The organism is Streptosporangium sp. NPDC048047 (assembly GCF_040653115.1).
In the GTDB taxonomy this organism is placed as follows: Bacteria; Actinomycetota; Actinomycetes; order Streptosporangiales; family Streptosporangiaceae; genus Streptosporangium.
Window position 1 is genome coordinate 31578 of record NZ_JBEZNH010000017.1, and the last position, 19750, is coordinate 51327.

Annotated in this window: 23 protein-coding genes, 1 tRNA gene and 1 pseudogene; 8 read left to right on the forward strand and 17 right to left on the reverse strand. The window is 69.4% G+C overall.

Going from position 1 to position 19750, the window contains the following annotated elements; translation table 11 throughout:
- The first annotated feature begins 30 nt into the window (after positions 1-30).
- From AB0D67_RS17160 to AB0D67_RS17170, 3 genes are read left to right on the forward strand one after another with little or no spacing between them, the layout of a single operon-like run.
- Positions 31-261, forward strand: coding sequence for a hypothetical protein (locus tag AB0D67_RS17160; RefSeq protein WP_362935724.1), 231 nt, complete (start codon positions 31-33; stop codon positions 259-261).
- Entirely contained in the window at positions 258-644 is a 387-nt protein-coding gene (locus AB0D67_RS17165; RefSeq protein ID WP_362935727.1) for a hypothetical protein, read from the forward strand. Before AB0D67_RS17160 ends, AB0D67_RS17165 begins: the two co-directional genes overlap by 4 nt.
- Positions 644-2662 carry a hypothetical protein gene (locus tag AB0D67_RS17170; RefSeq protein WP_362935730.1) on the forward strand — a complete coding sequence of 673 codons (2019 nt, stop codon included), beginning with the start codon at positions 644-646 and terminating at the stop codon, positions 2660-2662. Before AB0D67_RS17165 ends, AB0D67_RS17170 begins: the two co-directional genes overlap by 1 nt.
- Positions 2663-2996: 334 nt before the next feature.
- On the opposite strand, the gene AB0D67_RS17175 is transcribed toward AB0D67_RS17170, so the two are convergent.
- Positions 2997-3524 (reverse strand): HNH endonuclease signature motif containing protein, encoded by a 528-nt coding sequence (locus AB0D67_RS17175; RefSeq protein ID WP_362935733.1) that lies wholly within the window; start codon positions 3522-3524, stop codon positions 2997-2999.
- A gap of 882 nt (positions 3525-4406) precedes the next feature.
- On the reverse strand, positions 4407-4670 hold the full coding sequence (locus tag AB0D67_RS17180; protein WP_362935736.1) for a winged helix-turn-helix domain-containing protein: 264 nt from the start codon (positions 4668-4670) through the stop codon (positions 4407-4409).
- Between the two features lie 185 nt (positions 4671-4855).
- Between AB0D67_RS17180 and AB0D67_RS17185 the strand changes: the two genes are divergently transcribed.
- Together AB0D67_RS17185 and AB0D67_RS17190 are read left to right on the forward strand one after the other, a co-directional pair.
- Positions 4856-5098, forward strand: coding sequence for a hypothetical protein (locus AB0D67_RS17185; protein WP_362935739.1), 243 nt, complete (start codon positions 4856-4858; stop codon positions 5096-5098).
- Positions 5095-5316: a hypothetical protein gene (locus AB0D67_RS17190; RefSeq protein WP_362935742.1), complete on the forward strand. Its 222-nt coding sequence runs from the start codon at positions 5095-5097 to the stop codon at positions 5314-5316. Before AB0D67_RS17185 ends, AB0D67_RS17190 begins: the two co-directional genes overlap by 4 nt.
- 148 nt (positions 5317-5464) lie before the next feature.
- On the opposite strand, the gene AB0D67_RS17195 is transcribed toward AB0D67_RS17190, so the two are convergent.
- From AB0D67_RS17195 to AB0D67_RS17255, 13 genes are all read right to left on the reverse strand, one after another.
- Positions 5465-9748 carry a hypothetical protein gene (locus AB0D67_RS17195; protein WP_362935745.1) on the reverse strand — a complete coding sequence of 1428 codons (4284 nt, stop codon included), beginning with the start codon at positions 9746-9748 and terminating at the stop codon, positions 5465-5467.
- Entirely contained in the window at positions 9741-10031 is a 291-nt protein-coding gene (locus tag AB0D67_RS17200) for a hypothetical protein (RefSeq protein WP_362935748.1), read from the reverse strand. The genes AB0D67_RS17195 and AB0D67_RS17200 overlap by 8 nt, the downstream gene beginning before the upstream one ends.
- Before the next feature lie 175 nt (positions 10032-10206).
- Positions 10207-10791 carry a hypothetical protein gene (locus AB0D67_RS17205; protein ID WP_362935750.1) on the reverse strand — a complete coding sequence of 195 codons (585 nt, stop codon included), beginning with the start codon at positions 10789-10791 and terminating at the stop codon, positions 10207-10209.
- Positions 10792-10805: 14 nt separating this feature from the next.
- Complete coding sequence (locus AB0D67_RS17210; protein ID WP_362935752.1) at positions 10806-11465, reverse strand: hypothetical protein; 660 nt, start codon at positions 11463-11465, stop codon at positions 10806-10808.
- Positions 11462-11854: a helix-turn-helix domain-containing protein gene (locus AB0D67_RS17215; protein ID WP_362935755.1), complete on the reverse strand. Its 393-nt coding sequence runs from the start codon at positions 11852-11854 to the stop codon at positions 11462-11464. The genes AB0D67_RS17210 and AB0D67_RS17215 overlap by 4 nt, the downstream gene beginning before the upstream one ends.
- Positions 11855-11856: 2 nt before the next feature.
- On the reverse strand, positions 11857-12150 hold the full coding sequence (locus AB0D67_RS17220; RefSeq protein ID WP_362935758.1) for a hypothetical protein: 294 nt from the start codon (positions 12148-12150) through the stop codon (positions 11857-11859).
- Positions 12140-12754, reverse strand: coding sequence for a helix-turn-helix domain-containing protein (locus AB0D67_RS17225; RefSeq protein WP_362935761.1), 615 nt, complete (start codon positions 12752-12754; stop codon positions 12140-12142). Before AB0D67_RS17225 ends, AB0D67_RS17220 begins: the two co-directional genes overlap by 11 nt.
- Before the next feature lie 167 nt (positions 12755-12921).
- Positions 12922-13278: a hypothetical protein gene (locus AB0D67_RS17230; protein WP_362935764.1), complete on the reverse strand. Its 357-nt coding sequence runs from the start codon at positions 13276-13278 to the stop codon at positions 12922-12924.
- Complete coding sequence (locus AB0D67_RS17235; protein WP_362935767.1) at positions 13275-13475, reverse strand: hypothetical protein; 201 nt, start codon at positions 13473-13475, stop codon at positions 13275-13277. Before AB0D67_RS17235 ends, AB0D67_RS17230 begins: the two co-directional genes overlap by 4 nt.
- A 183-nt stretch (positions 13476-13658) precedes the next feature.
- The gene (locus tag AB0D67_RS17240) at positions 13659-15158 is read right to left on the reverse strand and encodes a phage/plasmid primase, P4 family (RefSeq protein ID WP_362935770.1); all 1500 of its coding nucleotides are present in this window, start codon (positions 15156-15158) and stop codon (positions 13659-13661) included.
- Positions 15155-15358, reverse strand: coding sequence for a hypothetical protein (locus AB0D67_RS17245; protein WP_362935773.1), 204 nt, complete (start codon positions 15356-15358; stop codon positions 15155-15157). Before AB0D67_RS17245 ends, AB0D67_RS17240 begins: the two co-directional genes overlap by 4 nt.
- A gap of 351 nt (positions 15359-15709) precedes the next feature.
- Positions 15710-16018, reverse strand: a complete 309-nt coding sequence (locus tag AB0D67_RS17250) for a hypothetical protein (protein ID WP_362936011.1) — start codon at positions 16016-16018, stop codon at positions 15710-15712.
- The gene (locus AB0D67_RS17255; protein WP_362935776.1) at positions 16018-16293 is read right to left on the reverse strand and encodes a helix-turn-helix transcriptional regulator; all 276 of its coding nucleotides are present in this window, start codon (positions 16291-16293) and stop codon (positions 16018-16020) included. The genes AB0D67_RS17250 and AB0D67_RS17255 overlap by 1 nt, the downstream gene beginning before the upstream one ends.
- A gap of 29 nt (positions 16294-16322) precedes the next feature.
- On the opposite strand from AB0D67_RS17255, the gene AB0D67_RS17260 reads away from it, so the two are divergent.
- Positions 16323-17111: a hypothetical protein gene (locus AB0D67_RS17260; RefSeq protein WP_362935779.1), complete on the forward strand. Its 789-nt coding sequence runs from the start codon at positions 16323-16325 to the stop codon at positions 17109-17111.
- Positions 17112-17575: 464 nt separating this feature from the next.
- Here the strand turns inward: AB0D67_RS17260 and AB0D67_RS17265 are convergent, their stop codons facing one another.
- Positions 17576-18091 (reverse strand): hypothetical protein, encoded by a 516-nt coding sequence (locus tag AB0D67_RS17265; protein WP_362935782.1) that lies wholly within the window; start codon positions 18089-18091, stop codon positions 17576-17578.
- On the opposite strand from AB0D67_RS17265, the pseudogene AB0D67_RS17270 reads away from it, so the two are divergent.
- Positions 18017-18508, forward strand: a pseudogene (locus tag AB0D67_RS17270) (site-specific integrase); the annotation flags it as partial. The gene AB0D67_RS17265 and the pseudogene AB0D67_RS17270 overlap by 75 nt on opposite strands.
- A gap of 239 nt (positions 18509-18747) precedes the next feature.
- Here the strand turns inward: AB0D67_RS17270 and AB0D67_RS17275 are convergent.
- Positions 18748-18820: transfer RNA gene (locus AB0D67_RS17275), tRNA-Lys, on the reverse strand.
- 116 nt (positions 18821-18936) lie between these two features.
- Between AB0D67_RS17275 and AB0D67_RS17280 the strand changes: the two genes are divergently transcribed.
- Complete coding sequence (locus tag AB0D67_RS17280) at positions 18937-19563, forward strand: 3'-5' exonuclease (RefSeq protein ID WP_362935785.1); 627 nt, start codon at positions 18937-18939, stop codon at positions 19561-19563.
- The last annotated feature ends 187 nt before the right edge of the window (positions 19564-19750 follow it).

Below are 19750 nucleotides of genomic sequence, written 5' to 3' on the forward strand. Positions count from 1 at the left end.
CGGGCCCTCCCCATGAAGAGGAGAGACCCCATGATTCACCATGCCCCCCGCCCCAGCGTGTGGGCGGGGCTGTACGCCGTCCTGCGCCTGCTGCTGTCGGCGCTCGATGACCTGGTGGCCGCGCTCGCCGGCGCCCGCCCGCTCCGCCGGGACGCCGCGGACTTCGCCCGCCTGGTCGGCGACGCCTACCGGACCGGCAAGAACCACGTCGCCGAGGGTGACGTGCTCGAGGCCGACGACGTCGAGGAGGACGGCCAGTGAGCACCGACAGGCCGGGCCGGGCCCGCATCCCGGAGTTGTCGAACATCCCGTGGCAGGGCCCGGTGTCCATCACCAACTACGCCCAGATCGGGCGGGCCCTGTGCCGGGATCTCGGCGGCGAGTTCGAGATGGCCAGCGAAGAGCTGTACGCCGTGCTGATCCGCAGCTTCAAGGGGCACCCGGTGCTCGCCCTGCTCGGCGGCCCGGACGTGCGCTTGCGGGCCCGCCGCGTGGTGCGGCGCCTCAAGCGCGCCGCGGAGCTGCAGAAGGGATCCGCGGTCGAGATGGTGAAGTTCCACCAGCAGTTCCGCAAGGAGTTCATCGAGCAGCTCCCCGCGATCAAGGACAAGAAGAAGCCCGTCTTCAACTGGGATGACGTGTGATGGCCACCCGGAGCAAGGAACTCGCGACCATCGATGCCGAGTCGAGCCTGCAGAAGGTCGCCGCTCAGGGCGTGTCCAAGCTGGTCACCCTCGCCTCGCCGTGGGTGGTGGGGCTGCTGCTGTTCGGCGTCGGTGCGGCCTTCCACTTCATCCTCGACACCGATGATCCCGCCGTGGCGTCCTGGACGGCGTTCCTGATGTCGGTGGGGGTGATCGTGCTGACCGGCGTGACCTACGGCCAGTCGCACGCCCGCGGCCCGTGGGGCAAGGCGCACACCACCGCCACGACGCTGCTGACCGGTCTGTGGGTGACGGCGGCCACGATCAACGGTCCGGCCACCGTCGTCACGGGCCGTATCGCGCTGATCGGAGGGTTCACCCTGTGCGCCACCTGGAACATCCGGACCGTGATCAGGATGAAGGGGTGGGATGCGCCGGGCGCGATCTCCGACCCGCTCGCCTTCCTGTTCGGGCAGGGCGCCGAGCGGGCCGGCCTGGCGGTCGAGGCGCGCACCACCGCGGCGACCGAACACAAGGTCGAGGGCGCGGTGCAGCTTGAGCCGGGCCGTCAGACCGCCGAGGACCTGCAGAAGAAGGTCCCCTACATCGAGTCCGGCATTGGGTTGCCGCCTGGGTCGGTCATCACCAGCATCGACCCCGACGACGCGAGCAAAGCGAAGGTCGTCATCTCCGACCCGCGGGTGATGAAGCACCCGATCCCGTGGCCGGGACCGAGCAGGCCGGGCGGCTCGATCGCCGACCCGATCCGGCATGGGCTGTGGCAGGACCTCGACGAAGTCGCGTACGTCATCGTCGGCCACCACCTGCAGATCATGGGGCAGACCGGATCGGGGAAGAGCATCGGCGGGGCATGGAACCTGCTCGGTGAGATCGTCACCCGCTACGACGCCGCGGTGTTCGCCATCGACATCACCAAGGGCGAGCAGACGTTGGGCCCGCTCGCCGAGGCGCTGCACCGCTTCGAGACCACGAAGGCCGGCGCGAAGGCACTCCTGGCGGACGTGCAGGCCCGGGTGAAGGAACGCACCGACCAGCTCGCCGCCAAGCAGCTGCAGAAGTGGAAGCCCGGTTGCGGCCTCACGTACTGGGTCGTGTGGATCGAGGAGTTCCCCGACGTCTACGACGCCTTGAGCGACAAGGAGCAGGAGGCGTTCTTGTCGATGCTCAAGGCGATCCGCTCGGCGGGCGGGTCGGTGGTCATGAGCCTGCAGCGCAGCGACTACACGCAGATGCCGACCCTGGCGCGCGGCCAGCTCGCCAAGGCGTGCTTCGGGGTCGAGTCCGGGCATGACGCCGGGTTCGGCCTGAGCGAAGCTCAGCAGGACGCCGGCGCCCGCCCCGAGCTGTGGAGCAACAAGCAGCCCGGCATGACGTACTGGGACGCGCCGTCCATCCCGGATGAGCGGATCGCGATGCCGATGCGGACCTTCGCCTGGGGCCTCGACTCCGCCGGCGGGTTCGACGACGAGCGGGCGAACGCCGCGATGCGCGAACACGCCTCGCAGTGGCCGGCCGCGGCGAAGCCCGTCGACGAGGGCACCGCGGCGATCTCCCGCCTTCCCGGCGGCGGCCAGGCGCTCGCCGCCCCGGCCGAGGCGCTGGAACACGCCATCGACCCCGGAGACGACGAAGATGAGGAGGTGCGCAACGTAGCGGATGAGTACCTGACCGAGGACGACCCGGACCCCGAGGTTCAGGCCGGCCCCGATGACCCGATCGTCGACCAGCCCGACGACCCGGCGTGGGAGTTCGCGGCATCCGAGGTCACCATGACGCCTCAGCAGCGCGGAGAGGCGCTCATGGCGCACCTCCAAGGGCTCTGGGACGGCGGGGCCCGCGACTTCGCCACACGCGATCTCAGGCCGCTGTGGGAGTCGACGGACATGAGCCGGGCGTGGGCGCAGAAGCAACTCAAGAAGCTGGTCGAGGCCGACGTGCTCGGCTACGACGACGACGCCCAGCGCTACCTGATGCCCGAGCGGCCCGAGGTCGGCTGAGCTGGCGGTGAGCCCGTCACCCTGACGGGCTCACCGCCAACACCTGCGACTCCAGCAAAAAGGTTTTACCGTTTTGCTGACGCGCTCACCCTCACGGCTGCCCGATGAGATCTTCCTGCTCTCGCCAGGAAGATCTGAGAGCAGGTGTAGATTCTTCACCTTCGCGGGCCCCGGGCGGCCCTCGCGTGTCAGGGGTTCGTAAGGAAGTGCAAGGCCCGGCCCGCGCGTGCGGCTGCGCGAGGGGCCGAAGGAAACCCGTCTGATTCAGACGGGTTTCCTCGCGTACGGCTGCGCGTGGGATGCGCGCCACCACATGTTGATCTTGCTGCCACGGCTACGCGACGGCAGGACGCTTCGTCAACAGATACCGCTGCTGCTCACCGCTGTAGCCCAAAGCTTCAGCCTCGATGAGCCTCTTGAGGTGCTTCTGGGCCCACTGCCGGGACAACCCATTGGATTCCCATAGGGCCTTCATGTCCCGGGTGGCAAAGTCACGCACCCCGGCGTCATAGAGCGCCTGCAAGCGCTCTATGAGCGCACTCGGGGAAACTGACACACCCCTGCTCCGGGCCGCGCGTAAGGCGTTCTCAGACGCTGTGATGACTTCCATATGCGCAGGATTGACGCATGACGGTACACGGCACAGGTGGTCAATCGTCATGCCCTCGGGAATCTCATCAACCAGGAGTTCGTAGGCGAACCGGTGCGCGTAGCCGTGGCCGTTCGCCTCGACGCGGAATCGACCGTAGCCCTTCTGTCTCCTGGCGCCCATCCACAGCCAGCACTCTTCCGTTGTCTTTCGCTCGACCTTGCTCCAAAACCTTTCAGATGCCTTCGCCAGATGGTGAGCGCGGTCAGACATGACGGTCCTTTCTAGGTGCCACGATCTTGCTTTTGATGGTGCCACACGGACTCGGAGAAGGTGCCACACCCCGCCACGATCTTGCTGCCACGGCCCGTGGCACCCCTTCTGACCTGTAACCCTCTCCCGCGTGGCACCCCAGGCCCCTCCGCGAGGTGCCACGCCCCGCCGGCGCCCGGGGTACGCACTGGTGCGTACCCCTGCGACTGGCCTCCCACGGGAAGGACTGTCGCCCACCCGGAGGGGAGACAGATCCCACCCTTCGACCAGGCTTTTTCCCGGATCCGGGAAAAACGGCAGACCGAACGCCCGACCCGTCACCAGTGATGACGGGTGGCCAACGAAGGGTCCGGACTAGTCCGGCGGGGTCCGGCCGGAAGCTTCCCGGCGCCGGGAAGCCTCGGCCGTGGGCGGGGTGCCCATGGTTGAGTTGCTCCTGCCGTCCTCCGTGATCTTGCCGGAGGCGGCAAGGTGACCTCGACCCGCCCGGGGCGCCGCCGTAAGAAAGTTGACGGCGGGATGACCTGCGGAAACTTCCTGACCTCGCGCGGACCATGTCGGTGACGTCACCAACATGGTCCCGAGGCTGGCGGTTCCCCAATTGGGGAAGTGATGGACGCCCATAAAGTCGCAGATCAGGCCATTTTTGAGGCTGTCCTTAAGAACGGGGGAACGAATCGTTCCTCCTGGCGGGGTGTGCAGCTGACGCACACCCTCCCTCGACCCCGCGCGCCCGGGGCGAACGAACTCGTATTACGAGTTCCTAGAGTGTGGCGGCCCTCGACCCCACGCACCCGAGACGGACCTCAAGCAGGTCTCGTACGCGGAAAGCATCTCCTCGTCGACCCGCGCACCCGGGGCGGACCCTCGACCATCCGGCGCTCAGTCGGCGGGCGGCGGCTCGACGATGAAGGTTCCCTTGGCCGCCAAGGTGACGACCAGGCCGCGCTTCCGGAGTTCGGCGACGGCGCGGCGGATGGTGCCGATCGCGACGCCGTACTCGACGGCGAGGTCGCGTTCCCCGGGAAGCCGGGCGCCCGGGTTGAGGTCGCCGGCGCGGATCCGCAGGGCGATGTGGTCGGCGAGCGCCGCATACGTGTATTGGGCCGGTCCGGGTTCGAAGGGCGGGACGTCCGTATCTGCCATGCGCCTCACTGTAAAACTACGCTGAGCTGCACAAACGTATAGGTAGCGGCCTACTGCTATACACCGCTCCCTGCCGCGTCATATCTTTGGGTGGCGCTGACGCCACGCAGCGCACACAAGACAATGGCCGCCCCGGTGCTGAGCACACCGGAACGGCCGTTCGGCTGGACGATGGAGGTCCACCCATGGCCAACGATACGGCTCCCGAACACGCATCGCCGATCGAGTTCACCGCCCAGCGGCGCGCGGACCTCATCCGCGCCATCAGCCGCGCCTACCCGCCGTACCGCGTCTGGTGGTCCGCCGGCATCTACTACGCCCCCGGCCCCACCCCCGACGGCGGATCCCACACCCTCACCGCCCCCACCGCCGGCGACCTGTGCAAGCAGCTCGCCGCCGCCCTGGGCCGGAAGGGGGTCGAGCTGTGACCCCCGAGGAACTCCAAGCCCGGTACGACCGCGCCATCCGCCTCGGCGCCGACCCCGAGAAGCTCGCGCGGCTCCGCCAGATCGCGCTCGAAGAGTCCGGCGGGGATGAGGAACTGATGGCCAAGAGGGCCGACTTCCAAGAGCTGTGGCTGGACTTCCTGGATGCGATTCGCCCCAGCCCGCGCACGATAGCCCACCTGTACCGCGATCCCATGTAGAGCTTCCGGTCGCGCGCCGGCCGGAGGAGTCCGCGGCACGTCGAGGCCCGCCGCGGACCTTCCCCCGTCCTCTTCTCGGAGGGGTGTCGAGGCACGGGGAACGAAGGCCGGACAGCTAAGCGACTGTCCGGCCTTCACTCGTTGATGCTCAGCCCCGGGCACCGTGCCGGAACGCCAGCTGAGCCGAGATCCGGCCGATGTCGGCCTCTTCCCGGACCTGCATGTTCTCGATGTTGACCGGCATGCGGCGCTCCATCGAGTCCAGGCGCGTCACGACCGTCGCGAGCTGCCCGGTGATCGTCGACACGTCCGCCGAGCTCCACCCGCCGCCGCTGCTTCCCGAGGTGCTGCTGTAGGTGCTCGACTGCACCGGCCGCGACATTGTCGACCAGTTCGTCCCGCCGCCCATCGACACCACCGATGACCCACCCGACGAGCCGGCCACCGTGTTGATCGCGATCTTCTGCTCGGCGGCTTTCTTCTGGTCCGCGACGTACTTCGCCATCGCGGCGTTCATGCCGGTCAGCGCCGCCAGGGAGTAGCCGCCCGACGCGGTGCCCTTCGCCGAGCTCGACGAGGAGCCACGCGGGTTGAGCTCGTCGGCCTTCGACCCGCTGTCGCCCTTCGCTGCCGCCGTGGCCGCGGACACCGCCGCACCGAGCTGCGCGACCGCGTCCGTCAGCGGCGGCACCTGCACGGAGATGACCTCACCCCACCCGGTGACCTCGTCGGCCAGGTGGCCGGCCACCGAGCCAACCCCGGAGACCGCCGTGGTGAGCGACCCAGCGTCCCCGAGGGTGACGTCCAGGGTGCTCGTCGCGCCCGCGAGGGAGGACGTCAGGTCGAGAGCCGTGGTGTCAATGCTCGACTTGAGCGCGTCGATGCCGGTCAGCGTCACCGACGCCGCGCCTGGGGCGGTGAGCCCTCCGCCGCCGGTCTTCGACCCGCCCGCGGAGTTGACGTTCATCTTCGCCGGGACGACCGCCATGCCCATGATGCGGGCCGCCTCACCCAGGACATCGAGGCCGCGGCTTCGCTTGCCCGGGTCGAGCGGGATGAAAGCCTCCCACCCCGCCTCACCGAACACGACGTCGGGCCCGGACCTGCCGCTGATCATGTACGGGCTCTTGGCGATCATCCCCGCCGGGCTGGAGCCCGCCGAGCGGATACCACCGTTCGCCATGTACTCGCGGCCGTCAGCGTTCCAGACTCCGCCGTACGCGCCGAGCTTCGGCGCCTTCGACGACGTCCCCGGTGCCCTGATACCCACCGGGATCTCCGCTGACGCCAGGCCGAAGCTCCGCAGCAGCGCCTTGAACTTCGCCTCCGCCGGCGAGGTGTCGGCGTCGATACGGATAGGCGGCGGCGACTTCAGGCGCTTCAGGACCTCTTCGAGGTCCTCACCGCCCCGCATGGCCTTGATCGCGTCATCGCGGCTGATGCCGTACGCCTGCGCCAGCTTGAGGATCTCGGCTTTCGCTTCGCTGCTCTTGCCGGCCAGGTTCGCGAGGTGCGGCAGCTGCTCCAGCACCGCCCCCGTGGCGTCCGAGGTCTTGCCGCTCAGTGCCTCCGAGCCGTCCGCCGCGGCGCGAATCGACTCGATGTAGCCGGCGAACTTCTCCCGGGCTGTGATCACCGTGTCTCTCTGCCGGGCGGTCATCTCAGCGTTGACGTTCAACCGGCCGTTGCTGTCATGAAGTGCTGCCGTGGCATCCTTATAGGCGCTCTCCATGTTGCGAATCGCCTGCAAGGCATCGGTACGGCCAGCGAACAGGGTGAGCGAGCCATTGAGGTTGTCGACGGCGCTCTTGGCCTCGTTGGTCTTCTTCGCCGCCCCGCCCAGCGCCTCCTGGTTGAACTTCGCGGCCTCCGACGCCTCCCGGATGTTCTGGCTCTCCCCCTGCAGGGCGCCCATGAGTTCCTTGGCCGCATCCCGGCGTCCCAGAGCGCTCGACACGAGCGAGAAGTCGCTTTCGGCCTTGTCCTGCTCGGAGTCGATGACGCGGCGGATCTGCCCCTCGACCTCGGCATAGGCGTCCTTGTTGCCGAGGATCGCATCGGTGAGCTTCGGCAGGCTCACCCCGGCCTCCTTGGCGGCCTTGAGCAGCCCTTCGGTCTGCAGCACGTTCACGACCTTCGCCCGGGTGTTCTCCCCCAGCACCCCGGAGTCAGCGCTGATCGCGTCGGTGAGCTCCCGCACCTTCCCCTCGGCCTCTGCGTGCTTGGACGCGAACATGCCCAGCACCCCGATACCCGCGCCGACCGCGATGCCCCACGGGCCGCCGGCGGCCAGCAGCCCGGCCATCTGCCCCAGCTTGGTCTTCGCGCCGCCCGCCGCGTCCCCGGTGCCGCTGATGCGCTCCCGCAACACCCCGAGTGCCTCGGTACCGGCGCTGATGGCCTGGCCGGTTTTGACGGCCCCGTACACCGCGGCGACCGCGAGGGCTACGCCGCGGATCTGCTCGGGGGACATGCCGGCTAGCACGTCCGACAGCAGCGACAGGCCCGTCACCGACAGGCCGGCGAACGGCGCCGCCGCCTCGACCACATGGCCGGCGGCCGTCGCGAGGTTGCCCAGCGCATCGACGACGACGGGCCCGTCCTCGCGGACCATCAGCAGGAAGCGTTGGAAGCCGGAGGACTCTCCGAGGCCCGTACCCCAGTCGGCGAACTTCTCCGAGCCCCGCTCCAGCGCTGTGGTGACGTCGTCGGCGTACGGCAAGAACGCCTGCACCACGCCGGCCAGGCCGGTGAAGACGTCCATCCCGACGTGGCCAAGGGACGTGACGGCGCCGGGGATCTTGGTGTTGACGTCGTTGAAGAAGTCCGTCCAGAACGGGCCCCGCAACGCGGTCTCGGCTTCCTTGCCCAGCGCCGTGAGTGCCTTGCCCGCGCCGCTCACCCCGGGGCCGATCTTGTCCAGCCCCAGCAGCACCAGATCCATCCCCTGACGGATCGCCGGGAAGACGTCCGGCTGCAACGACCGCTGCCAGCTCTGGTAGCCCTTCTGGAACGCCTCCAGGTCCTTGACCATGGCGCGCTCTTCCTTCGACAGGTCGGCCAGGGCGTCCTTCAACCCGCCAGCGGCACCGCCCGCCGAGGACATCGCCTCCTTCTGCTGCAGCCGCAGCACCTTGAGTTGCTGTTCGGCCTGGGCGACCTTCTCTTGGGCGGCGATGACGTCTTCCTGGGCGCGCTGGTATTCCTGCGTGCCCTGGATGCCGGCCTTGTTCGCCGCGGTGGTGTCCTTGATCGCTCGTTGCGTCTTGACCTGCTGCTCTTCGGAGCGCTGCAACGCCTGCTGATACGACAGCTCGGCGCGTTCCCGCTCCAAGCTGGTCGCCTTCGGGTCAGCGTTGACCTCCGCCAGCCGTTCCGCGGCCTCCCGCACGGCCAACGCAGCATCCTTCTGCGACAGGACCGACCGGTCGAGGCTGAAATTCATGTCCTCCAACGCCCGGCGGCCGTCCTCCCGCGCCCGCGTCAGATCCTCCTGGGCGGACTTGGCGTCGGACTGGGCGTCCCGGAGTCGCTTCTCCGCCTGCTCCAGCTGCATCGCCTGCTGAGCCGCCTGAGCCGCGGACTGGCCGGCCCCGCCCGTCGCCCCGCCCGCGGCCTTCGCCGCCGCCTCCTGAGCCTTCAGCGCATCACTCACGCGCCCCATCGACGGCACCGCGACCGCGGCGAACCCAGCAGCTCCCACCCCGGCCGCGGCGAACGCCCCACCGAGAGCACTCACCCCCACCGCGAGCGTCGTCACCACAGGCAGAGCAGTCAGCGCCGCCCCGACCGCGGCGATACCCGACAGGGCGCCGATGACGTCGGTGTCGACCTTGACGCGGGCCGTGCGGCCGTCAAGCCGGGACACCTCGGCGTTGATGCCTTGTAGCTGCGTCTGCGCGCCGGCGCCATCCACGTCCACCCCAACGTGGGCGGTTTCCCCACCGAGCCGGTCAACCTCCTTTTGCACGCTCTGCAGCTGCGCCAGGGCTGCGCCGGCGTCCGCGCGGATATCGATGTCAGCCGAGGTGGTCAGCCGCTCCAGCTCCATCTGAATGGCGCGCAGCTCGCCGAGGGCGGATGAGGCGTCAACGTCGATGCCGATCCGCCGGTCCGACAGGGTCACCATCGCCTGGCGGATCGAAGCGAGCTGCGTCTGAGCATCGGTGGAGTCGGCGGTGATGGTCATCTTCGGCAGGGCACGCCAGGCGTTCTCCAGCGACCGGGAGACCGACCGGGCGAACGCGCCCGCGACCTCTTCGGCCTGCTTGGGGGCCCGCCGCTTCTGCTTCTGGGTCTCCCGCTCGAATGGCTCCCACGTGTCGCCCAGGGTGTTACGGAGTCGCCTTGCCGCCGCCTCCGCCTGAGCGATGGACGCGATAAAAGGCTTGACGTCGGCCCGAAGCTGGACACTCACTGACCGATCAGCCATTTCGGTACTCCTGCATGTCGTGGCTGATGAGGGTCAGGACTTCGTCGAGGTCGGCGTCCGGGTCGCCTTGGCGTTGCAGCCACGCGGCGACCACCAGGCGCTTGAGCGTGTCGAGGACCTCGGCGAACACCACGGACTCGCCCTGCAGGTCCGAGCGGAGGAAGTGGCAGATCCCGCCCAGGGACATCAGGTCGTTCTCGCCGAGGTCGGCCACGATGCGGTGGAGCCGCAGAAGTGCGCGCTGCTGATGCCCGGTCAGCTCGTCGAACGTCTGTTCGCTCACAGCGTCACCTCGGTTCGGGTGGGCGCCGAGAGCAGCGCAGGCCGGTCTACAGCCCCAAAACGCGCACTCCTCCAAGAGGAGCCGACACCTAGCCTCTCGGCCTTCGATCCGCGCGCCGCACGAGTCCGCACGGCCGCGGTGACGTTAACGCCGCCCTCGGCGCCCACCCTGGTCATCAGCCCGCCACTGCCGTGAGCGCGGGAGTCTGGGCCTGCTCGGCGATCCTGGCCACCCGCTGCGTGACCTGCTCAGCCGTGCCCGTGTCGGCGAGCTGCTCCAGCTCCACCGCCGCGGCCTCCAGCTTCGCGGCCTTCATCCGCGACAGCTGGGTGCGGGTGCGGTGCTGGAACCAGCTGTTGAGCTCCCGGTACGGCTCGAAGGCGCACCCCTCATTCGCGGCGAGCTGCTCCAGCAGCTCCCTGGTGCGCGCCTCACGCTGGTCAGCCTCGGCGTGCAGGCTTGCGGCCTCCATCCGGTGTTCGCCGGCCGCCGCCCGCAGCACGCTGCGGCGGCCTTCCAGCGCCTTGTCCCGGGCGGTCTCGGTGGTGCGCCGGGCCAGGTCCAGGCCGGTGCGCAGCCGAAGCGCCTGCTCGGTCAGGGCGTCGGCGTCCTCAGGGCTGGCGACGAGACGGGAAGCCGCCTCCGCCTCGAACGTCTCCAGCTCGGCGGACTTCGCCCTGCTCTCGCCTGCCCACCGCTCAGCGGCGGCGTCCAGGCGGGCGATGTCGGCGATGGCCTCGCTGAGAGGCTTCGGCTTCACAGCGGTGTTCGTAGTCATCGGGTGCGTCCTCCGTACGTGCGGGCGGCGATGTGCGCCCTGGCTGCCTCTTGCATCTCCTGGCGGGCTTCGGTCTCGGTCCTGTCCCTGCCGATCGCGGCGACCCGCGCCGCCTCCGGGGACAGGCCGCACCCCTGGAACGCCTCCACCAGCGCGTCGAAAGGATCAGCCGGCGGCACGTCGCCCTCGCGGCCCCGGGCGGCGATCCGCGCGGCTTCCGGACTCATCCCGCGGGCCCGGAACTGCTCCTCCAGCTGCTCCTCTTCGACCAGGCCGGAGCGGCGGACCTCTGTGAGCGCCTGGTCGTCGGTGCGGCCCACGGCCCGCCACTGCTCGAACAGGGCACGCGACCGGGGCGGCAGAGCGGCAACCTCAGCCGCGCCGGCCTGCCCGTGCGGGTAGCCGTCGCGGGCCGACTCGACCAGCGCGACCGCCCGGCCGCCCGCCGCCGGGAGAACCGTCTCCCCCAGCGGGGCCGTACCGGTGCGGGCCTCGGCGAGGGCCTGGCGGCGGGCCGTGAACTCATCGGCGCCGGACCTCATCAGTTCCGCCATCCGACGCTCCCACGGGGCGCCCTCCGCGAGCCGGGCCACGAACCCCTCCCCGGCGGTGGCCGCCCGCTCCTTCCGACTGTGTCGCAGCTCGTTCGGTCTCATGCCGATCTCCGTTCGTCTCGATAGGCCAGCACCGCGGCCCGGTCCATCACCCACACGCGGCCGACCTTCCGGCCAAGTCCGCCTTCGGCGAGCTGCCGCACCCGGCGCTCTTTCACGCCGAGCACCACAGCGGCCTCCGCCGTCGTGATCTCCCCACGGGTCGAGGATGGCCCGGTTGCCGCAACCGGAGTTGCCGCGCCGGCAACGGGCTGCCGGGTGTAGGCGTCCGCAGCCTGGGCGATGGCATCCCGGGTGGCCTCCAGCGCCTTGCGCTGCTCGGCGGTGAACGGCGTCGACTGCAGCAGCGGCGGCAGGTAGCGGGCGAGCAGCCGGTCAACGACATGGGCCCCGAACCCGGCGACCAGAGCGCCGCTCTCCACGTACGTCATGGCTACTCGCCTTCAGCCAAGGCCATGCGCAGGATGAGCCGCTCGGGGTGGTGGTCCACGACGTCGTCACGGCTACGGCCGAACTGCTCGGCAATGAGAGGTAGCCACGACTCGACCACCGTGCCGAACAGCGCCTCGAACAGGACCGAGGCGTTTTCGGTCTGGGCGAGAAGTGCCGCCCGCGCCTGCTCGGCATCGAGGGACGCGGCGAGCAGGGCCATGCCCTGACGGTCGCCGGCCTCTCGGAGGCGGAGCAGGGCCAGGGCAAGGCGACGCGCCTGAGTGTCACAGGTCATGGCGCGCCCCGCCCTCTCCCATGACGAACGGGCCGCCCCGCTTTAGGCGGTCCATCCGCGCCAGCAGTTCGGCGTGCTCGACCCTGCCTACCTCGATCCGGCGCCAGGCGGTCGAGCGGGTGACGCCGAGGGCTTTCGCTACTCGACGCACCGACATGCCGGCGTTGGCGAGTGCGGCGGCGGTGAACGCCTCCCGGAGTTCGCTGTCCCTCTTGGGCTTCTTCGCCCCCTTGGGGAGTCGGGCCCTGCTGGGTCGCTGGCGGGCCGGCCGTACGGGGAGCATGCCCGGGGTGGGCCGCTCTTCCGGCGGCACCAGCTCGTCGAACAGGGCCGCCGCGGCGGGAAGGTCCGCCGCGATCGCCGCGATGACCGCGTCCTTCCACGGGTAGTAGTGGCTGGCGTACCAGTCGTCTCGCCATGCCCGGCGCTCCGCGGGCGCCAGGCCCTTGGGTCGCCGCGGCGGGAGGGGCGCCCACCGCTTGTCGAGGGGCCAGGGCTTGAGCTTCCCGCCGACGACCCACCAGAGCGTGACCGTGCCCGGGTCGCTCGGATCTGCGGCGGCGTATGTCCCATCTGGAAGGGTGCCTCCCAAGCCTCGGGTCATATCGGTCGCCTCCTTGACGTTGACGCGGAAAGTGGGACAGGGGCGGGATTGTCAACCGCCGCACGGGTCAACCGTGGGACAGGGTCGAGGGCGTGTTCCCGTGGCATGGCGTTCCCGTGGCCGGGCGCGCTCCCGAGGTGTCCGGCCGTGGTCGAGGTGGTCATGGGCTAGTCGGTGGAAGGCCGGTCGGCGGCGATGCGGATCAGTACCGTCTGCCCGGGGTTCCAGAGGGAGCGGCCGGTGATGCTGACCGTCAGTCCGAGGTCGGCCATGTCGGCGACCAGGGCGGCGAGGTCGTCGCCGCCGACGCTGTACGGCTCGCCGGTGAGGACGTGGTGGCCTTCGGGGTCGAGCCAGATGCGGCCGTGGTCGAGCAGTCGGTGATGGCGCTGGCACGCGCATGTTCCGTGGTCGGCCTGGCAGTGCTTGCCGGCGACGACGCGGGGGCAGATCCGGGCGCGGGAGGGCCGCAGGCCGAAGAGGTCTGCGGCCCGCTGCTCCTGCGCTTCGTGGTGGGTGGTCACCGAAGGTCCTGCAACGCGTCATGGGTGGCGGCACGAAGGTTATCGATTGCGGATGCCACGGCGAGCAGGGCGTGAACTTGGGCTGTGGCGATGTGCGCCTGCTCGCCGTAGGCCGTGATGCCTGCCTTTCCGACTTGTGATAGCAAGCGTTCGGCCTCGTCGCAGTGTTCGACGTACTTGCCGCTGAGTTCGACCATCGAGGTCTCCTGCTCTTCGTTGCTGTCAGGATCAGACCCGTGCTTAAGCGCAGGTCAGAGTGGGTGTGGTGAGGGTTGGTGAGGGTCTGTGCGTTTGTTTCCTAGCAGGGGACCTACCGACCGGTAACAATCCTGCTAGGAAGTTAATGCGTAGACCCTCACCAACCCTCACCATGAGGCGTGTTATCGCTGGTCAGAGTGGTTCGAAGGCTCGGCGAGGAGGCCGATTCCCTTGAACGTGGCGCGGCCAGCGCTCAGGCCCTTGTCGAACCCGCGCTGCACCAGCGTGTTGGAGAACGCGGTCTGCGTCCCGGGGTCGCCGCCCTCGGCGGTGCACCACCTCGACCAGGCGTCGAAGAGCATCGTGGAGTTGACCGACGGCGCGCCCGCCGTGGTGCACTTCTCCTTGAGGAAGCGCGCGATCAGGTCGGAGTCGTCGCGGTACGCCTGGGTCGCGTCGGTCACGGCCTTCGGCTCGGCGAGACCCTTCTCCCGCCACTCCTGGTAGCCCATGACCAGCCACGTGAGGATGCCGTCAGCTTCGAGCTTGAGCTGATCGGGCAGGCTGCCGTCCCGCTCCACCTCGGGGATCACGACGTCGAACGGGACCAAGCGCAGGCGCCGCCAGATGCCTTCGTCGGTGCCGCGGATGACCGGCCGGTAGTTCGTCGCCAGGATGAAGGTGTGGCTGGGGTCGAACTCCCAGAAGTCTTCCCGCATCCGGCGGCACGGGATCGGGTCACCGCCCGTGAGTCGCTTGACGGTGCCCTCGGCGAGACGCCGGCCTTCGTCGAACTCCTGCACCACGGCGAGCCGGGCGCCGAACAGGCTCGCGCTCGACGTCGGGTGGAAGTTGCCGGTCCGCTCGGCGAGCAGCTCGGGGTCCGGGGTCACCGCGTAGTCGCCGAGGACGTAATCCACGGTGTTCGTCAGCGTTCCCTTCCCGTTCGCCCCGCTCCCGTGGAAGACCGCGAGGACGTGCTCTTGGACGGTGCCCAGCAGGGCGTAGCCGAGATACCGCTGCACGAAGGAACGCACGTCCGGATTGGGCAGGATGCGCTCGACGAACGCCTTGAACTTCGGCGCCGGGGCGGCCGGGTTGTAGGCGGCCCGGGTGACCTTCGTCAGGTGCAACTCGGGGTCGTGGTCGAGCAGCTCGCCCGTGCGCAGGTCGAGCACGCCATTGGCACAGTTCAGCAGCCACGGGTCCGCGTCCAGCTCGGACGGGTCGAGGGCGACCACCTTCTCGGTCCCGGCGAGGGTGAGGATCCCGCCGATGCCTCGGGAGCTCTCCAGCCGCTTGGCCGCGGCGAGAGTCTGCTTCCGGATGTCTTCGTCCTCGATCTCGTCAGCCCAGCCGAGTGCGCCGCGGGCGACGGCCTTGGCTCGCCGCTGGGTCTTGCCGGTGCTGTCGGTCTCCCATCGGGCGCCGTCCCAGACCAGCCACTTCTTCCACGTCGGCAGATAGCGCAGCTCATCGCCGTAGGCGGTGACCACCCGGCGGGCGTGTCCGAGTTCGGTGTACGGCTCGGCCGGGGCGGGGTCCTCATCTAGGACCATCGGCTTGCGCTGCTCTCGACGCTCCCGCTGGGTCAGCATGCTGATCTCGGCCTCGTCATAGCCGAGGTCACGCAGCCCCGCCCTGTCGGGCTGGCCGAACACCGCGTCCATGGGGTTAGTCACTGCCGTCCCTTCCCGAGCGCCCGCACCTTTTCGGCGAGCGCGTGCCATGCCTCTTCCATCTCGACCAGGGCGCGGCCGTAGCCGGTGCTGTAGCCGTCGTCCCAGCCGATCCGGAAGCCTTCGGCGAACGCCTGGTCTTCGCGCTTGCGCTGGCTCTCGTAGTCGTCGAGGAGGGCGCGCAGCTTCTCCGCATCAGTCATCAGGCGGCCCGCCTCTTCGTACGCCGGGCACCCTGGCCGGCCTTGATGACCTGCAGCGTGAATTCGTCCCGCAGTCCGCAGTACGGGCACCGCTTCTCAACGGTGTCGGGCGGCGGCCAGTCGACGAAGTGGGACGGCTGGAACCGGCACCTGGGGCATTGATCGTGCGGGACGACATCCGCCCGCTTCCGGCCGGGGTGCGGCTGGTGGACGTCGGCAACGCGGATCAGGGGAAGCTGACCGGAGACGTGACGGGTCCGGCGGGGGCGGTTAGAGTGGGCCGTGGTGTTGGCGGCCATCTGGTCGTTCGGGCGGGTCTCGGAGGTGGTGCTCCGGGGCCCGTTTTCGCTATCAGGCGGCGACATGGGGGCCGCTGATCTGCTCTTCATCGCGAACGTTCTCCACATCAATGCTGAGGCTTCGTAGCAGGTCTGCGCGGGTGACTCGGTACTGGTTGCCGATACGCAGGACGGGGCAGGGGAACTCGCCGCGGCGTGCGAGTTCGTGTGACTTGGTGCGGCCAAATCCCCAGGCGCGGCCAGCGGTCACCAGGTCGACGGCGACAGGCAGGGCGCGCAGCTCTTCGAGGGACATGTGTTTCGGCGAGGTGTTGTCGCTGCTTGAGGTTTTTCTCGTCTCTCGGCTCCGCGAGGCGGTCATCACGATGTGGCCTCTCTGATCTCGTCCAGGAGGCGCCGGTAAGCGATGGCGTGGCTCAGCCGCGGCTCGGCTTTCCCCTGCTCCCATCGCAGGACCGTCATGGCGCTGACCCCGAGGTGATCGGCGAAGTCTCGTAGGGACGCCTTCGAGGCGCGACGGATTCGGCGGCGCACTCGCGGAGGGGGGAGCTGAGCGGCCCGGACCCGTACAACCAGAGCATTTCCCTGTTCGGGTGCAGAAGCTCCCGGATTTTCAGCAACGACTTTCGAAGTCATGGCCAACACCGTAACCAAGATCGTGTGTTATGGCAACGACTAACGTAAGTTCGGGCAGCGACTACCGCGAGTCGTGGCTGTCGTTGACGAAAGGTGACGCCGGCGTTAGCGTCGCCAGGGTGACGAACATCAGGGACATAGAGCCGCCGCCATACGTCATCCCGCTGAGCCTTGACGGGCGGGAGGCGCTGACCTTTGAGCCGCAGCCCCAATCAGGGTGGGCCGGCTATCACTCTGACGAGTTGGAGCAGGGCGGCGTCCAGGTGTTCATCCGTATCGGCCCCCGCGATGAAGGGACTCAGAAAGCGGAGGTGGTGTTCGTCGACGGGAAACCGGGGGTGCGGATGGTGCCACCCGAGGTCACACCGACGACTCCTTTGGAGATTCGCGAGCTCCGGGTGATTGCCCAAAGTGGTGCGGATGCGAGCAGTACCGTCCTGCGGACGATTCCTTGGGACCGTATCGAGGCAGCAATCAACCAGCGCGCCCACCGCAGTGTTCTCGCCGAGTGGGTTAAGCCGGCCTTCGCCGTCGCGGACTCCATGCCGGGGGAGAGTCTCTCGTTTGCCTTCCGGCCCGACCCCATGCAGGTGAGACAGCCGGATCTTCGCCTGGAAGTCCCTCAGGGGTACCGCAAGCCGGACGCGTTCTATGAGCGGGTCGCCGACCTGTTCCTGTGGTTGGCCGCGATCAGCTCAAGGCCAGCGCAAGAGCTGGCAGAGGCGAACGAGGTCAAGCCCTCAACGGTCCACCGATGGCTTGGGGAGGCGAGGGCCCGCGGCCTGCTGGTGCTCCCCACGAACAGGCGGTCCAAATGAAGGTCTCGACGTTCAAACGGTGCAAGTGCCGCGGCGAAGATGGCCGCGAGCTCGGCGCCCAGTGCCCCAAGCTCCGCCGGGCGAACGGGTCGTGGAACCCTTCGCACGGCAGCTGGTACGGCAAAGCCGAGCTGCCGGCCGCGCCGGACGGCAAGCGCGTCGACCTCCGAGTGGGCGGCTTCCGGACAGAGGCCGAGCTGGCGAACTTCTTCGAGGACGCGCTGAGGCTGATCTCCATCCCCGACAGCGGCCCGGACGGGCACACCGCGCGCATGGAGATCCGGCAGCTGATCCTCGACGCCCGCCGGAACCGCGGCCCGATGCCGCTGTTCGACGAGATCCGACGCAAGTACCAGGCCGGGCAGGCGTTCCGCCCCGAGACGTTCGGCGAGTTCTGGACGCGGTGGATCGCGCGCCGCCGGCGCACCGGGGACATCCGCAAGTCAACGCTCCTGGCCTACGAGTCACACCACCGGATCCACCTGCACGTCCTCGACGACGTCCGGATGGACCGGCTGAGGGTCACCCACCTCGACGCGCTGTTCGCCGGCATCGACGACAAGAACGCCGAACTGCTGGCGGCCAAGGCGTCGGAGGATCCCGCGGTCCGCGCCGCGGTGCGCGGTCAGCGCGTCACCGGTCCGGCGACCAAGCAGCGCATCCGGGCGACCCTGCGTTCGGCGTTGAGCGACGCCCAGCGCGAGGGCCTGGTGTCGGAGAACGTGGCCAAGCTGGTCAAGCTCGAGGCGGCCAAGCGGCCCAAGGGCCTGGTCTGGACGATGGAGCGCGTGACCGCCTGGACGGCTGAGTACGAACGCGCCTTGGAGCAGGCCCGGGAAGAGGCCGGCGGGAAGACCGTCAACGCGCTGAAGGTCTGGGCGGCGATGCCCCGGCCGAGCAAGGTCATGGTGTGGACGCCCGCCCAGCTCGGCGTCTTCCTCGACCACGCGGCGCGGCACCGGCTGTACGGCCTGTTCCACCTGGTCGGCTTCCGGGGCCTGCGGCGCGGTGAGGCGTGCGGGCTACGGTGGGAGGACACCGACCTCGACGCCGGACAGGTGATCGTGCGGACGCAGCTCGTTCAGGTCGGGTGGGACGTTGAGGAGGGCGACCCGAAGACCGATTCCAGCGAAGCGCCGATCGCCCTCGACCAGGCCACGGTGAAGGTCCTGCGCGCACACCGCGGCCGGCAGAACGCCGAGCGGCTCGCCTGGGGTGAGGCGTGGCAGGAGACGGGCCGGGTGTTCACCCGGGAGGACGGCTCCGAGCTTCACCCGGCGTGGGTGAGCGAACAGTTCGAGCGCCTGGCCTTCGAGGCCGGCCTGCCGCCGATCCGGATGCACGACCTTCGGCACGGTGCGGCGACCATGGGTCTGTCGGCTGGGGTGGACATGGCGACCGTTCAGGCAATGCTGCGTCACTCGTCGATCACGATCACGTCGGACACCTACACCTCGATCATGCCGGAGGTGGCCCGGGAGGCGGCCGAAGCGATCGCCGCGCTGGTGCCGCGGCGGGCCGTGGTGGGGGAGGCGTCCGAAACCGCCGGTCTCCCTTCGGTCTCCCCCGGGGGTGTTCAGGGACCTACGGATTTCCGGGCAAGAAGAAACCCCCTGGTCAACAGGGGGTTGAGGAGTAGGGCGCCTGGGACTCGAACCCAGAACCTACGGATTAAAAGTCCGCAGCTCTAACCATTGAGCTAACGCCCCGCTGAAGACAGCGTACCGAGGATAGTGTCCACTATCGTCCGTCGCCAGGCCCGCCGGGTCTCCCGGTTCGCCGAACACCGCGTGACCATGAACTCCCGCCCCATAGGCTGGCGTTCATGACAAGCTGGGGGTTGGAGTCGCTTCCGGGGCACCGGGTGTCCGCGCGGCAGGGATATGTCGTGGTCGACGTGGAGACCACCGGGTTCTCTCCCGCGAGGGGCGACCGCATCTGCGAGATCGCGCTCGTCTCCCTGGACACCGGCGGCGAGACCGTCGACGAGTGGCACTCGCTGATCAACCCCCTGCGGGACACCGGGCCCGCGCACGTCCACGGCATCACCAGGGCGATGGTCGCCGGCGCTCCGGCGATCGAGGAGGTGCTGGACGAGGTGTGGTCGCGGATCGCCGGGCGCGTCCTGGTGGCCCACAACGCCTCGTTCGACCTGCGTTTCCTGCGGGACCTGCCCGGGAGCCAGTGGCTGACCGAGACCCTGTGCACCCAGAAGCTCGCCCCCGAGTTCATCCCGCACGGCAAGTGGACGCTGTCGGCCTGCTGCGAGCGGGCGGGCATCCCGCTCTCCGACGCCCACCACGCGCTGGTCGACGCCCGCGCCGCCGCCGAGCTGCTCCGGTTCTACCTGCGCCGCGGGGTCTCCTGGGCGGAGAAGCTGGAGTGGGCGGCGACCCGGGCGCCCGAGTGGCACCCCCTGGGCCTGCCGCAGCGCCGGGCGCTCCAGCGGTAGCGCACCGGACGGCGCGGTCCCCCGGAGAGCCGCCCCCACGGCCGTGAAGGCGGCGAGGCGGCCGACACCATGAAGCGGTTCGGCGGGGCCGCCCCCACGGCCGGTGGAGGCGGCCGTCCGGCGGCCGTCCGGCGCCCACCCCGGTACGGACCCGACCGCCGCCGGCGCGTACGGCCGGCCCTGCGGA